Origin of the sequence: Pseudidiomarina marina, assembly GCF_044807045.1 — a bacterium.
Taxonomy (GTDB): Bacteria; Pseudomonadota; Gammaproteobacteria; order Enterobacterales; family Alteromonadaceae; genus Pseudidiomarina; species Pseudidiomarina marina.
In genome coordinates this window covers 1,373,356-1,387,601 of the sequence record NZ_CP085233.1, presented here as the reverse complement: position 1 = coordinate 1,387,601, position 14,246 = coordinate 1,373,356, and the positions used below count along the sequence as shown (strand labels likewise).

The following is a 14,246-nucleotide window of genomic DNA, read 5'->3' as shown; positions in this document are numbered from 1 at the left end:
CGTTTTGCTTCTGCGCACGGCGTGCTATAACTGCTATGTTACTCTTCTGGGAAACCTGAATGCTATGCCGCACCCAAAGCTTGCTCAGTTCAAAGCGCTCGGACAATACATGGATCTCCTATTGGATGCGATTTGTGTCGTCAATCCGAGGGGCGAGTTCATTTATGTCAGTGCTGGTGCCGAAAGGGTTTTCGGCTACAAACCGGATGAAATGATCGGCCAATCCATGTTTACTTTTATGCATCCAGATGACCATGAAAGAACAAGAGAAGTTGCAGCAGAGATCATGCAAGGCGCTGCGAAAATCAATTTTGAAAATCGCTACATCCGTAAGAATGGCGAAATTGCGCATATTCTATGGTCCGCGCGTTACTCAATAGAGGACGACATCCGCATTGCGGTAGCTCGTGATATTACCGAACAGCGCCAAACTGAATATGAACGTCTGCAGTTAATGCAGCGACTTGAGCAGCAAGCGCTATTCGATCCATTAACCGAACTCCCTAATCGTGCTTACTTTTATCAAAAGGCGTTGCATGTTTTACAACGCAATAGTGATGTTGCGTTGCTTTATCTCGACTTAGATAAGTTCAAACAAATCAACGATAATTTTGGACATGCCATTGGTGATCGGGTCCTTAAGGTAGCTGCGCAACGTATTATTCAAAGCCTGCGAAGCCAAGACGCGGTCGCTCGCATCGGCGGCGATGAATTTGTTGTCTTTCTTGAACGCATTCAAGCAAATGACGATGCGATTAAAATCGCAGAAAAAATAGTTTCGGCCTTCGCCACACCAATTGAGATTGCTCGCGACCAGTCATTTCAAATTGGTATAAGTATCGGTATTGCTCTATCCAACCATCATGGTCGCGAACTTGAGCTGCTTTTATTAAAAGCCGATAATGCGATGTACCAAGCCAAGCAACTGGAAACTCGGCATATTGTGGTGGCTCCAGCGTAGCTGCCAGCGCTTGTGTCCCAGCGGCAAGCCCTTATAATAAACTGATTAGACCAGTTAAACTTCTGAAGGAACACGAATGAGTCAGGTATTGGATGATCTTCTTAATTTGTTGAAGTTAGAAACAATTGAGCAAGGTATTTATCGCGGTCAAAGTCAAGATCTCGGCTTTGGTGCAGTATTCGGTGGTCAAGTGATTGGTCAGGCTCTATCTGCGGCCAAGGAAACACTACCTGAAGATCGCAAGGTTCACTCGTTACACACTTATTTTTTGCGTCCAGGCGATGCGCATAAACCGATTATTTATGACGTTGAAAATATCCGCGATGGTAAAAGCTTTTCCACGCGTCGGGTGCAAGCGATTCAGTATGGTAAACCAATTTTTTATATGACCGCGTCGTTCCAAATTGAAGAGCCGGGGTTTGAGCATCAAGACACCATGCCCGAGGTGCCAGGACCAGAAGGACTCGTCTCGGACATCGATATTTACCGCGAACATGCTGAACTTATACCAGAAGCAATTCGCAATAAATTTATTTCTGAAAAACCAATTGAGATGCGCTTTGTTACCGCAAATAACCCTTTTAAACCGAAGATCGATGAGCCGCGCCGTTATGTCTGGCTGCGAGCTAATGGCCCGATGCCGAATGATCCGCGGGTACACAAATACTTGCTAGCCTACGCTTCTGATTTCAACTTTTTGCCAACGGCACTGCAGCCGCATGGCTACAGCTTCGCGCAACCGAATATACAAATGGCGACAATTGACCATTCCATGTGGTTTCACAAAGATTTTCGCATGGACGATTGGTTGCTGTATGCCATCGATAGTCCCGTCGCAACAGGTGCTCGCGGCTTGGTACGTGGACAAATATTCTCTCGCGATGGCACCCTAGTAGCATCAACCATGCAAGAAGGTGTGGTACGAAAGCACAGTAAATAAACACGCTAACGAATCAAAAAAGGCGCCATCATGGCGCCTTTTTTCTGTTTCAATTTAATCGTTAACCAAGTGAATAGAAAAAGCCAGCAATTGCCGCACTCATCATGTTCGCCAACGTTGCAGCTAATAGAGCTTTAATACCCAATCGCGCGATATCATGGCGGCGGCTCGGAGCCATGCCCCCTAACCCACCAAGCAAAATAGCAATGGATGAAAAGTTTGCAAAACCGCACAGCACAAAGGTGATAATTACCTGGCTATGCATACTTAATTGATCTTTATAATTCACGAAATCTAAGTAGGCAACGAACTCATTGATTACCAATTTTTGTCCAATAAAGCTTCCGGCTAGTTGCGCTTCATCCCAGCTCACGCCCAATACGTAGGCAACCGGCTGGAACACATAGCCAAACAATTGCTGTAATGACAAATCAGGGTAACCAAACCAACCACCAACCCAACCAAACAGACCATTAATTAACGCAATCAAGGCGACAAATGCGATAAGCATTGCACCAACATTTATTGCTAACTGCACCCCACTCGAGGCACCAGCGGCTGCGGCATCAATGACATTTACTGAGCGATCTTCTACTTCAACGCTGTCGGTAGCATCACCGGTTTTCCCAGAAATAATATTCTCAATATCTTCACGCGGTTTTTCAGTTTCAGGGATAATCATTTTCGCCATTAACAGGCCAGCAGGTGCCGCCATGAAACTCGCTGCAATCAAGTACTTCAGCTCAACCCCTACTCCGGCATAGCCCGCAAGTACCGAGCCTGAGACCGATGCCATGCCGCCCACCATCACCGCAAACAACTCAGAGCGAGTCATACTTGCAATAAACGGGCGCACCATCATCGGTGCTTCAGTTTGTCCTACGAACACGTTGGCTGCTGCCGACATCGATTCTGGTCGGCTACTGCCGATGATTTTCTGCAACGTGCCACCCAAAATACGGATGATCCACTTCATGATACCTAGGTAATACAGCACAGAAATGAGTGACGAGAAAAACACGATGACACTTAGCACCTGAATGGCAAAAACGAAGCCAAAATCAGCCGAAGCTAACCCACCAAACATAAATTGAATGCCGGCATTGGTAAATGCAATAACCTTAGCAACACCAGACGCTACGGCAAATAAAACATCTTGCCCAAATGGCACGTACAGTACAAAGGCGCCAAGTGCTACCTGAAATGCAAAAGCGCCACCAACCGTGCGCCAACGAATATGTTTACGATGCGAAGAGAATGCGTAAGCAACCAATAAGATAATGGCAATGCCAAGAAAACTATTCATAGTATAAAAGCCGTTTTTGTTTTTGTTATTCCGCCAATAATTGACGAATTTTTGATTTTATCAAGTCTATTGCAATCTCATTTTGGCCACCGCGAGTGACAACCAAATCGGCAAACTGCTTGGACGGCAGAATAAACTCAAAGAAGGCCGGGCGTACAGTCTCTTGGTATTGCTCAGCAACCGACTGAATCGTTCGACCACGCTCTTCTACGTCACGGATCATACGGCGTAATAGACAAACATCCAACGGCGTGTCCATAAAAACCGAAATATCGAAGAGTTTTCTGAGGTTAGGATCATTGAGTAGAAGAATCCCTTCCACCATGATCACCTTCCCTGGGCTAATTTTAATGGTTTCTGGCAAACGCGTGTGGGTTTTATAGCTGTACTGTGGCATGGCAACCGATTCGCCTTGGCGCAATTTCTCAAGGTGCTGCACAAGTAACTCATGCTCAAACGCCGAGGGATGGTCATAATTGGTCAATTGACGCTGTTCAAAGCTCAGGTGGCTTTGATCTCGATAATAAGCATCTTCAGCCAATATCGCGATACCCTGCCCACCCAATTCAGCCACTAGCTCTTGGTAAACAGTTGATGCGAAAAGACTTTTCCCTGATGCGGAAGCGCCAGCTATGGCGATGATGGTTGTTTTTCCCACGCGTAACTTCTTTCATTTGCCCGACAACAGCGGGCAATTATCGTCGATTAGGCGGTTAAATGGAAGCATTGTGACAGGCTGACTGATTTTGTTACATTTTGACACGATCAATTCGTGTTCCCTTCACGTAAGCTTCGGTATGATGCCATTACTTACAATTTCATAACGACATAAAAACGGGAACATTACTATGTTATTTCGTCATACTTTAACGGCCGTAGCCGTTGCATCTGTATTATTGACTGGTTGCCAAACAACGGCACAGCAATCAAATACTCAGCAAGTTGCTGCAGCTCAGCAGTTTCCATCTGTTGATATCAATTATGAGAGTTTTACTTTAGACAACGGCCTTCGCGTAGTTGTTCACGAAGATCGCAAAGCACCAATTGTTGCCGTCAACGTTTGGTACGCGGTTGGTTCGAAAGACGAGAAAGTTGGTCAAACTGGTTTTGCTCACTTGTTCGAACACTTAATGTTCAACGGTACTGAAAACTACGATGACGAATATTTCGGTCCATTCGAACGCGCTGGTGCCACCGATATGAACGGCACCACGAACAGTGACCGTACCAACTACTTCCAGAACGTGCCAACACCTGCTCTCGATATGGCATTGTGGATGGAATCTGACCGTATGGGTCATTTGTTAGGTGCAGTAACACAAGAAAAATTAGATGAGCAACGTGGCGTTGTTCAAAACGAAAAACGTCAAGGCGAAGCACAGCCATATGGCCGTGTTTTTGGCTTCCTTGCTGAGCAAACGTTCCCAGAAGGTCATCCATATTCATGGTCGGTAATCGGCTCAATGGAAGATTTGAACGCTGCTTCACTCGATGACGTGCATCAGTGGTTTAATGATTACTACGGCGCTGCAAATGCTGTGGTTGTTTTAGCGGGCGATATCGATGTGGCTACCGCGAAAGAAAAAATGCAAAAATTCTTTGGTCACATTGCGCCAGGTAAGCCGCTACAAAAACTCGAAAGCTGGGTTGCGAAGCGTACTGGCACAAAACGCGCCACCATGGAAGACAACGTACCTGCGGCACGCGTTTACAAACTATGGAATACCGCTGAAATGGGCACCGCAGATTCAACTTATTTGAATATGCTCACTAGTATTTTGGCCAGTGGTAAGAATTCTCGTTTGTACCAGCGCCTCGTTCACGAAGAACAAATTGCGAGCATGGTTTCAGGCTTCCAATACGAGCGTACATTAGCAGGACAATTCTTTGTCATCGCCGATGCGAAGCCAGGCGTTGAGCTTGAGCGTATTGAAGCGATCATCGATGAAGAGTTAGCGAAAATTATCGCTGAAGGCCCTACTGCTGAAGAATTAGCACGGGTGAAGTTTTCAGATGTTGCTAACTTCGTTCGTGGCGCTGAACGTATCGGTGGTTTCGGTGGTAAATCTGATTTGTTAGCAGCCGGCGAAGTTTATCACGGCAACCCAGGCTTCTTTAATCAAGAATTTGAAACGCTACGTAACGCCACACCTGCAAATCTTCAAGCTGCAGCAAAACGTTGGTTATCGGATGGCGCTTTCGTCTTAAATGTTGTCCCACAACCGAAGTTTACTACTGCAGAAGCACAAGCTGATCGTTCTAAGCTTCCCGAAGTTGGTGACTTACCAAAACTTGAACTACCGGCCTTGAATACATTTACGTTATCTAACGGTTTAGAAGTTGCTCTGGCAGAACGTCATGACGTACCTACAGTTCAAATGTCATTGACGTTTGATAGCGGCTACGCATCAGACTTTGGTAACAAAGTTGGTACCGCAAGCTTTGCCATGAGTATGCTTCGTGAAGGTACTGAAACTCGTACTTCACAAGATATTGCCAAAGAGCTTGAAACACTCGGTACTAACCTTTCAACCGGCGCTAGTATTGATACCTCGCGCATCTCGATGGATAGCTTAGTCACTAACTTAGCGCCAAGTTTAGATATCTTCGCCGATATCTTAGAAAATGCGTCGTTTAGCGATGATGAAATTGAACGTAAGCGTGCTAACTGGTTAGAAAATATTAAGCGTGAGAAAGCTAGCCCGAACAGTCAGGCCTTGCGTATTCTTCCTGGCCTGATTTTCGGTGACAACCACGCTTATGGTGTGCCGTTAACTGGTTCTGGTACGGAACAGTCAATCACATCACTTTCTCGTGACGACCTAATTAACTACCGCGATACTTGGTTACGTCCTGACAACGCACGTTTAGTTATTGTTGGTGCAACCACTGAAGCTGAAATTAAACCATTGCTTGAAGAAGCATTGGCAGCATGGCAAGCGCCAGCAACGCCGAAGCCAACCAAGCAATTCACTGATGTAGCGATGCAAACTAAGCCACGCGTTTACATCATTGATCAGCCTGGCACGCCACAATCAACTATCTTCGCGGGTCACTTAGCTCCTGCTGATGATGCACCAAATGCTGAGGTTTTAGATGTTGCCAACACCATTTTAGGTGGCAGCTTCACCAGCCGCGTCAACATGAACCTTCGTGAAGACAAAGGTTGGTCGTACGGCTCACGTACTATTTGGTCAGCCTATGATGAAGCGGGTTTATTCTTTGCTTTGGCACCGGTACAAACCGACAAAACCAAAGAATCAATTCAAGAAATTCTGAAAGAATTGAATCAGTATCAAACCAGCAATCCAGCGACCGCGGAAGAGCTCGAGAAAGTTCAAATGAACAAAACAGCGAAGCTTCCAGGTGCGTATGAAACGAAAGGCGCTCTGTTAGGCGCTATCGTTGATACGTTGGACAAAGGTAAAAACATGGCTTGGTTAGAAAGTTACGGTGAACGTGTGAACGCAATTACGGTCGAAGACGTACAAAGTAATGCGCGTGCACTCATCGATACTGACGCGTTGACTTGGGTTATCGTTGGCGACGCGAAGCAAATTGCTGATGAAGTTCGCTCACTTAACCTCGGTGAAGTAACCATGCTTGATAGCGATGGTAACGCTTTGTAATTAGGTTATTCTGCATGTAAGTGTTGGCCGCTCCTCGGAGCGGCCTTTTTTTTGAGCTTTTTCCAATTTTTATTCGTAGCGGTTACACTAACCTTTCAACTTAAAACCATAAGGGATGTAACTATGGAAATGATCAAGACTCGTGCTGCCGTTGCTTGGGCTCCTGGCGAACCACTTTCAATTGAAGAAGTTGATCTGATGCCGCCGCAAAAAGGCGAAGTTCTAGTACGCATTGTTGCGACGGGGGTTTGTCATACCGATGCCTACACCCTTTCTGGCGCAGATCCTGAAGGTGTGTTTCCGGCTATCTTAGGCCACGAAGGCGGCGGTATTGTAGAAGCTGTGGGTGAAGGCGTCACCTCAGTAGAAGTCGGCGATCATGTTATACCTCTTTACACGCCAGAGTGTGGCGAGTGTAAATTCTGTAAATCAGGCAAAACCAACTTGTGCCAAGCCATTCGCAGTACCCAAGGTAAGGGTTTAATGCCAGACGGTACGACTCGCTTTTCAAAAGACGGCAAACCAATTTATCACTACATGGGCACGTCGACGTTTTCTGAATACACCGTTGTTCCAGAAATCGCGCTGGCTAAAGTGAGTAAAGAAGCGCCACTTGAAGAAGTCTGTTTGCTTGGCTGCGGTGTCACTACCGGTATGGGCGCAGTAATGAACACCGCCAAAGTGCAGCCCGGTGATACTGTCGCAGTATTCGGCCTAGGCGGTATTGGTCTATCGGTCATTATTGGCGCGGTGATGGCCAAAGCGAGTCGGATTATCGCTATTGATATCAATGAATCCAAGTTTGATATTGCCAAAAAGTTGGGCGCAACCGACTGTATTAATCCGAACGATTACGATAAGGCAATCCAAGAAGTTATTGTTGATATGACTGACGGTGGGGTCGATTTCTCGTTCGAATGTATCGGTAACGTCAAAGTGATGCGCTCAGCGCTTGAATGCTGCCACAAAGGTTGGGGTGAATCGGTGATCATCGGTGTCGCTGGTGCCGGTGAGGAAATTTCAACACGTCCATTTCAGTTGGTTACTGGTCGCGTATGGCGCGGCAGTGCATTTGGTGGCGTCAAAGGTCGTAGTCAGTTGCCTGATTACGTGCAACGCTATTTAGATGGCGAGTTTGAACTCAGCACCTTTATTACGCATACCATGGGCCTCGAAGACATTAACAAAGCCTTTGATTTAATGCACGAAGGTAAATCCATTCGCTCGGTGATTCATTATGATAAGTAAGGTCAGCGAAACCAAGGCGTTTGGCGGGCGTCAAGTTCGTTATGAACATCAATCCAAGACGCTGAACTGCACCATGCAGTTCAGTGTCTTTTTGCCACCTCAAGCAGAGCAGCATGCCGTTCCAGCGCTATATTGGTTATCAGGGTTAACTTGTACAGATGAAAACTTCAGCAGTAAAGCTGGTGCGCAACGCGTCGCTGCAGAGTTAGGTATTGCGCTGATCATGCCTGATACCAGTCCCCGCGGTGACGGTGTTCCCGACGATCCGGAGCAAGCGTATGATTTTGGTCTTGGTGCAGGTTTTTATGTCAACGCAACGCAGCAACCGTGGGCCAAGCATTATCACATGTACGATTACATAGTGATTGAACTACCCGAGCTGCTTGAACAAAACCTGCCGCTCTCGCAAAAACGCAGTATCAGCGGCCACTCGATGGGCGGCCATGGCGCTCTTGTCATGGCGCTACGTCATCGCGAAATGTACGCTAGCGTGTCTGCATTTGCCCCAATTTGTCATCCAACGGAATGTCCTTGGGGTCATAAGGCTTTCTCGGGATATCTCGGCGATGACCGTGCCGCGTGGTTGAATTATGATGCAACAGAGTTGCTACTTAAGCTACGCCAAGCTCCGCCAATGCTGGTGTCACAAGGGGAAGCCGATAACTTCTTAGTCGAGCAGTTACGCCCTGACGATTTCGCGGCCGCTATTGCCGAGACAGGTATTGACGCTACTTTTGAGCGCCATCAAGGATATGATCATAGCTATTACTTCATTGCGACCTTCATTGAGCAGCATTTGCGTTTTCATGCGCAATACTTACTCTAGTTGTTGATGTTGTATTAAAAATAAATCTGGTCAAATTTTCTGCTCCTTGCTAAGGTAAATTTAACCCTATTTTGGGAATGGTTTTACGTTTACCGACAAGGAGCAGTATATGTCGCCGCGCCGTGCCGCAGCAGCCATAGCGTTTCTTTATTTATTTCTAGGTTATATCTGGATTAGTTTCTCAGATAGATTTCTGCTAACTATTGCGGCGGAATCAAACTACTTAACCGAACTCCAAACATACAAAGGTTGGGCTTACGTAACAATTACCGCTGCCCTGCTATATATTCTCGCCTATCGAGCACTTCAGCGTGAGCGCAACTTATCTGAACGAGACGGGCTCACACTCCTATTGAATCGCCATATGTTTGAACGCGAGCTTGCCAGCGAAATTCAATATGCGCACGACAATCAACAAAATCTAATCGTCATCATGTTGAATATTGATGGCTTTAAACAAGTTAATAGCCATGTGAGCCTTGAAGCGGGTGATAAATTTCTTATAACAGTCGCAAGTGTGCTTCGCGAAGCGTGCCACCAACAGGCTCTGATTGCACGATTTGGCAATGATGAATTTGCGATCGCCTTACCAGATTCAACATGGCCAGATGATGTCATACCGACGTTACAACAGATTCAGCGCCGAATTGCCCACATTCGTGTACCCGAAGCACCTCAACTCAGTTTTACTGCCAGTGCAGGAATAGCGCTCTATCCTCGCGATGGTTCAGGCGCTAATGAATTAATCGATGCGGCCAGCTTAGCGCTTGATCAAGCGCAGCAAACAGATCGCGGAAGCTACAAGCTTTATAACGCAGAATTAAGCGCCATTATGTCAAACAAGGCAAAATTATTATTTGATCTTAAGGTTGCCATTGATAAACGCCAACTCACAGTAATGTACCAACCGCAATTTTGCGTTAGCGAAAATCGTATGACCGGTCTTGAAGTTTTGGTGCGTTGGAATCACCCAGAGCGAGGGCTCATATCACCTTGCGATTTCATTCCATTAGCCGAGCAAAATGGGCTTATTTGGGGCATTACTGATTTCGTTATGCAGCAGGCAATTACGGAACTTACCGAGCATGAGCTGTTATATCGTGACGTGCAGCGGGTCTCTTTTAATGTGTCAGCCGCCGATTTCAATGGCAGTGAGAGTTGTGACCGCTTTCTAGCAAACCTCTCAAAGTTGCCCGGTGATTGGTCAGTGATCGAACTTGAACTAACCGAGAGTGCAGCGTTACTTAATTTAGAAGGTGTGAAACAGGTTCTTGAGAAACTCACAGCAAGAGGTGTGCAAGTATCGTTAGATGATTTCGGTACCGGTTATTCTTCGTTAAATACGCTGCGTTTGTTGCCAATACAGGAAGTAAAAATTGACCAGAGTTTTGTTAAAGATATTGTGCAAAACAAACAAGACGCAAAATTAGTCAAAACCATTTTGGCTATGGCTCAAGCATTGCATCTGCGCGTTGTCGCTGAAGGCGTCGAAACACATGCACAGGCCAATTATCTTATGAAAGCAGGTTGTGAAGAATTTCAAGGATTTCTCTATGCACGACCAATGCCTATCAACCACTTAGTGACATTTATCAAAAACCTTAAACAGCAACAACGTGCGCAATCTTAATCTGGTTTTTGCCCTGATTTTTAGCTTCATACATGGCCTTATCAGCAGCTTTAAGAATGGTCGCAACGTCATAATCTTCGTTGGCATCGTTACAATGACAAATGCCCATTGACAGCGTCACTGGCCAATCATGTTCCGCAAATTCATGCACTAGCCTTTCGCGAATTCGTTCTAAAGCCGTCATCGCATCCTGTAAAGTCGCGCCAACATGAATTGTTGCGAATTCATCCCCGCCAATACGAGCAACCAGATCGTTGGCACGACATGTTGTCGCAATGACATGACCAATTTGCTGTAATACCTCATCGCCCATCTGATGACCATGCGTATCATTAATTTTTTTAAAATCATCCAAATCGATAAAACATACGGCAAATTCGAGCCCATGTTGCTTCAAATCATGAATTTCATTATCGAGAGCTTCGACAAACGCTCGGCGATTCGCTAACCCTGTCAAATGGTCGGTTTGTGCTAATTTGCGCTCGTGCTCAAGCTCGCGTCGAATTTTATCTTCCGTCATCTGCATCGATGTCGCATCACGAACGAATGCAATTGCAAAGTGTTCGCCATCGAAATCGACATGACTGAGCATAATTTCAACATAGATGGTACTACCGTCTTTACGCTGGCCAATAAATTTAAATCCGCGACCCATTGGCCGATTTTGAGCAGAATTGAAGAACGCTTCAACATGCTTTGCATGGTGAGACCGCACCGACTCAGGTAGCAATATATTTAGCGATTGCCCCAACAGTTCGCGGCGTTGTGAATAGCCGAACATTTCGCTAAGCATTGTATTCACAAGGACGAGTTCATTATTTCGATTTAAAATCAGTGCGGCATCAGGTATTACTTCAAGAAGCTCAGCTATCGTTCTATTCGTTTTCATGTTCTTCGTTTATTTTTGTACATCTTGTGATCAGCACGTTGAATCAGTGCTTCGACGGTTTTCGTATCTTTCCCGAATAAAGCATAACCTAGACTAGCCGTTATCGTTATCTCATTCGATTTATATCGAATCGGCTCAATAATAACATCAGCTATTTTCGCGCATTGCTCTGTCACAGTTTTTTCATCGCTGACGCCCATAAGCACAATTAAAAATTCATCGCCACCGATGCGTGCGACTGTATCTGTCGCACGAGTATTTGTAAACATTCGCTGTGCCGTTGTTTTCAGAACTGTGTCACCAGCCTGATGGCCAAATTGGTCATTAACATTTTTGAACCGATCGATATCAACGACAACAACTGCAAATGGTGTTGGGTGTCGCTCATTAATCTGCACTAATGTTTGCAAACGTTCCATAATCATTCGCCGGTTGGCGACATTGGTCAGCGGATCAGCCATCGCCTCGCTGTAGGATGATCGGTACCATGCAAACAATGTAAAGAGCATGATATATAAAGCGACAACAAATGGATATCCGATCAGTCGAATTCTTTGTTGCTCCCAAAAATTGCCTTCAATATGAGAGTCGGTTGAAAGTGCAACAGACCATGTACCATTTGGGAAACGAATTTTTTCAAGAAAATCAGCCGATGCAAAGGTGGTTTCATTTCCGAAAAACACATCGCCATCGGCACCGGTACCATCTCGCCCGCGAATCGCAAGATCATAAAACGCCGCTAAATTGAGTACACCAGTTGCTTCGAATAATCGATTGCTATCGATCACCAGAGCAAGTAAGCCCCAATAGCGCTCTGCATCGCCCTCATGATTGTAAATTGGAATGCGATATATGAGCCCCTCCCCGCCTTGAACAAGCGCTACAGGCCCGGCTAATAATGTTTTTTTGGTGGTTTGAGCTCGCTTAACGACATCTCGTTGTTCCGGATTCCGTTCATAGTCGTAACCTAACACCGCTTCATTACCAACCGTCGGGTACACAAAAGAAATGATATTATCGGGAGCGATTGCTAGGTTACGAACGAAGGTATTGCCGTCGACAATAGGTTGCGCCATTGCACGCCATTGTTGCGGATCACTTTCAGGATGCGTCGCGAGGTAACTTGCAATACCCCAAGTGCTGTAAAGCGCAGCATTTAGCTCTGATTCTAAATCGGCTCTTACCGCGGTAAATTCCGTTTGAAGTTCACTTAATTGCTGAGACTTTACACGCTCTTTGTTCAGCCCATGCAAGTATTCGATTGCCACTAAGGCAAACAGTAGCGAAGCCAAAACTGCGACAATGAAGGAAGCGCGACGCGTTCGAGTTGAAAACACAGGTTCTCCGACCGTTTATTTACTTTCTTAACCATAAACTAAGCCAAGCAATTCGCAAGCTTTACTAGCAAATTTTCGCTTGTATTCATAAACTGAAGCAATCTTTGATTCTGGAGACACCATGCGTCTGTTAATTACTGGATTAGGTATCATCGTTTTTCTACATATAACAGGTTGTGCAACCTACGGTGTTATTGACAACCAATCGCAAACCGAAAACGATGCGCCTAAGAATTACTCGTTAATGAACTACGATGCGAGTCATTCACGCTCCGATAATATAACCCTTGTACTCGCCTTTTCCGGCGGCGGTAGTCGAGCTGCTGCGCTATCCTACGGTGTACTTGAAGGACTTCGTGATACAACGGTTGTTATCGACAACAAAGAAGTCAAATTGCTTGATGAAATTGACATGATCACATCAGTTTCCGGCGGTAGTTTCACGGCGGCTTATTACGGGTTACATGGCGACAAGATATTTGAAAATTTTGAACAAGATTTTTTACGCCGCGACTACGTTACAGAGTGGATGTATGGTGTTGCTAGCCCATTATTATGGTTTTCTAATAAAGGTCGGACGGATATTGCGACACGCATTTATGAACAACGCTTATTCAAAGGTGCAACATTTGCGGATTTGAGCCAACAAAATGGACCTCTGATTCTCATTAATGCCTCTGATTTAGGTGGCGGCATTCGATTCTCATTTATCCAAGAATATTTTGATTTGCTATGTTCAAATATTGCAAGTTTCCCCATTGCGCGCGCCGTAACTGCTTCTTCAGCTGTTCCAGTAATGCTCAACCCGGTGGTTTTAAAGAATCACAAAGGCTGCTACAACTCCGCTCAGAACTATCTTGAAGAACTGGATGAGTCGCGTATCGAGGAAGCTAAATTAGCGCCGCATCTTGTGGAAACCGTACAAACATTACGTAGCTATAAAGACCGCGAGGCACGTAAATATATTCACTTAGTTGATGGCGGTATCACTGATAATCTGGGGCTTATGGCATTCTATGAACTTGTCGAAATTGGCGGTGGCATTGCCAATTTTATGGAGCGTATTGGCAGTAAACCTTCCAAGCGACTGGTAATCATTTCAGTAAACGCATCAACCAAACCACGTTACAATATTGAACATACAAATGAAATTCCCGATATCGAACCTACAATTAGTGCGGTGACCGATACCCAATTACATCGCTACAACTCAGCCACAATCAGCCTTATTCGGCGCAGCATGGTTAGATGGTCAAAGGAGCTCTCAAGTTTTTGGCAGCCTATTGATCCGTATTTTATCGAAATCAATTTTGATGGGGTTCAACAAGAAACGCGGCGTGGTTTTTTCAATCAAATACCAACCCGATTATCGCTCAGCGAAGAGCAGGCGGATGCCTTGACAAACGTCGGTGTTGAATTATTAAAAAACAACACCGACTTTCAGAAGTTACTCGATGATATGAAAAGTGAACAATAAGTC

At 45.5% G+C, this 14,246-nt stretch carries 11 protein-coding genes; 7 read left to right on the top strand and 4 right to left on the bottom strand.

What is annotated here, in order from left to right; translation table 11 throughout:
• Positions 1 to 64: 64 nt before the first annotated feature.
• Both LG272_RS06545 and tesB read left to right on the top strand, forming a co-directional pair.
• Complete coding sequence (locus LG272_RS06545; protein ID WP_404407434.1) at positions 65 to 961, top strand: diguanylate cyclase domain-containing protein; 897 nt, start codon at positions 65 to 67, stop codon at positions 959 to 961.
• A gap of 76 nt (positions 962 to 1,037) precedes the next feature.
• The gene (tesB, locus tag LG272_RS06540) at positions 1,038 to 1,901 is read left to right on the top strand and encodes an acyl-CoA thioesterase II (RefSeq protein WP_404407432.1); all 864 of its coding nucleotides are present in this window, start codon (positions 1,038 to 1,040) and stop codon (positions 1,899 to 1,901) included.
• 61 nt (positions 1,902 to 1,962) lie between these two features.
• On the opposite strand, the gene LG272_RS06535 is transcribed toward tesB, so the two are convergent.
• A complete protein-coding gene (locus LG272_RS06535; RefSeq protein WP_404407430.1) occupies positions 1,963 to 3,207 on the bottom strand; it encodes a NupC/NupG family nucleoside CNT transporter in 1,245 nt (414 codons plus the stop codon).
• 25 nt (positions 3,208 to 3,232) lie between these two features.
• Positions 3,233 to 3,865: a uridine kinase gene (gene udk, locus LG272_RS06530; protein ID WP_404407428.1), complete on the bottom strand. Its 633-nt coding sequence runs from the start codon at positions 3,863 to 3,865 to the stop codon at positions 3,233 to 3,235.
• A 190-nt stretch (positions 3,866 to 4,055) separates the two neighbouring features.
• On the opposite strand from udk, the gene LG272_RS06525 reads away from it, so the two are divergent.
• The 4 genes from LG272_RS06525 (at position 4,056) to LG272_RS06510 (ending at position 10,540) form a co-directional block, all read left to right on the top strand.
• The gene (locus tag LG272_RS06525) at positions 4,056 to 6,836 is read left to right on the top strand and encodes a M16 family metallopeptidase (RefSeq protein ID WP_404407426.1); all 2,781 of its coding nucleotides are present in this window, start codon (positions 4,056 to 4,058) and stop codon (positions 6,834 to 6,836) included.
• A 123-nt stretch (positions 6,837 to 6,959) separates the two neighbouring features.
• A complete protein-coding gene (locus LG272_RS06520; RefSeq protein ID WP_404407424.1) occupies positions 6,960 to 8,084 on the top strand; it encodes an S-(hydroxymethyl)glutathione dehydrogenase/class III alcohol dehydrogenase in 1,125 nt (374 codons plus the stop codon).
• A complete protein-coding gene (gene fghA, locus LG272_RS06515) occupies positions 8,071 to 8,910 on the top strand; it encodes an S-formylglutathione hydrolase (protein ID WP_404409976.1) in 840 nt (279 codons plus the stop codon). The genes LG272_RS06520 and fghA overlap by 14 nt, the downstream gene beginning before the upstream one ends.
• A gap of 109 nt (positions 8,911 to 9,019) precedes the next feature.
• On the top strand, positions 9,020 to 10,540 hold the full coding sequence (locus tag LG272_RS06510; RefSeq protein WP_404407422.1) for a putative bifunctional diguanylate cyclase/phosphodiesterase: 1,521 nt from the start codon (positions 9,020 to 9,022) through the stop codon (positions 10,538 to 10,540).
• Here the strand turns inward: LG272_RS06510 and LG272_RS06505 are convergent.
• Both LG272_RS06505 and LG272_RS06500 read right to left on the bottom strand, forming a co-directional pair.
• Entirely contained in the window at positions 10,512 to 11,429 is a 918-nt protein-coding gene (locus tag LG272_RS06505; protein ID WP_404407420.1) for a GGDEF domain-containing protein, read from the bottom strand. The genes LG272_RS06510 and LG272_RS06505 overlap by 29 nt on opposite strands.
• The gene (locus LG272_RS06500; protein ID WP_404407418.1) at positions 11,426 to 12,766 is read right to left on the bottom strand and encodes a diguanylate cyclase domain-containing protein; all 1,341 of its coding nucleotides are present in this window, start codon (positions 12,764 to 12,766) and stop codon (positions 11,426 to 11,428) included. The genes LG272_RS06505 and LG272_RS06500 overlap by 4 nt, the downstream gene beginning before the upstream one ends.
• A gap of 121 nt (positions 12,767 to 12,887) precedes the next feature.
• Here LG272_RS06500 and LG272_RS06495 point away from each other — a divergent pair, with 121 nt between their 5' ends.
• Positions 12,888 to 14,243 (top strand): patatin-like phospholipase family protein, encoded by a 1,356-nt coding sequence (locus tag LG272_RS06495; protein WP_404407416.1) that lies wholly within the window; start codon positions 12,888 to 12,890, stop codon positions 14,241 to 14,243.
• Positions 14,244 to 14,246: the final 3 nt, after the last annotated feature.

Coding starts and splice junctions, on each gene's coding strand:
- LG272_RS06545 (WP_404407434.1), top strand. CDS start 65: ATGCCGCACCCAAAGCTTGCTCAGTTCAAAGCGCTCGGACAATACATG.
- tesB (WP_404407432.1), top strand. CDS start 1,038: ATGAGTCAGGTATTGGATGATCTTCTTAATTTGTTGAAGTTAGAAACA.
- LG272_RS06535 (WP_404407430.1), bottom strand. CDS start 3,207: ATGAATAGTTTTCTTGGCATTGCCATTATCTTATTGGTTGCTTACGCA.
- LG272_RS06525 (WP_404407426.1), top strand. CDS start 4,056: ATGTTATTTCGTCATACTTTAACGGCCGTAGCCGTTGCATCTGTATTA.
- LG272_RS06520 (WP_404407424.1), top strand. CDS start 6,960: ATGGAAATGATCAAGACTCGTGCTGCCGTTGCTTGGGCTCCTGGCGAA.
- LG272_RS06510 (WP_404407422.1), top strand. CDS start 9,020: ATGTCGCCGCGCCGTGCCGCAGCAGCCATAGCGTTTCTTTATTTATTT.
- LG272_RS06505 (WP_404407420.1), bottom strand. CDS start 11,429: ATGAAAACGAATAGAACGATAGCTGAGCTTCTTGAAGTAATACCTGAT.
- LG272_RS06495 (WP_404407416.1), top strand. CDS start 12,888: ATGCGTCTGTTAATTACTGGATTAGGTATCATCGTTTTTCTACATATA.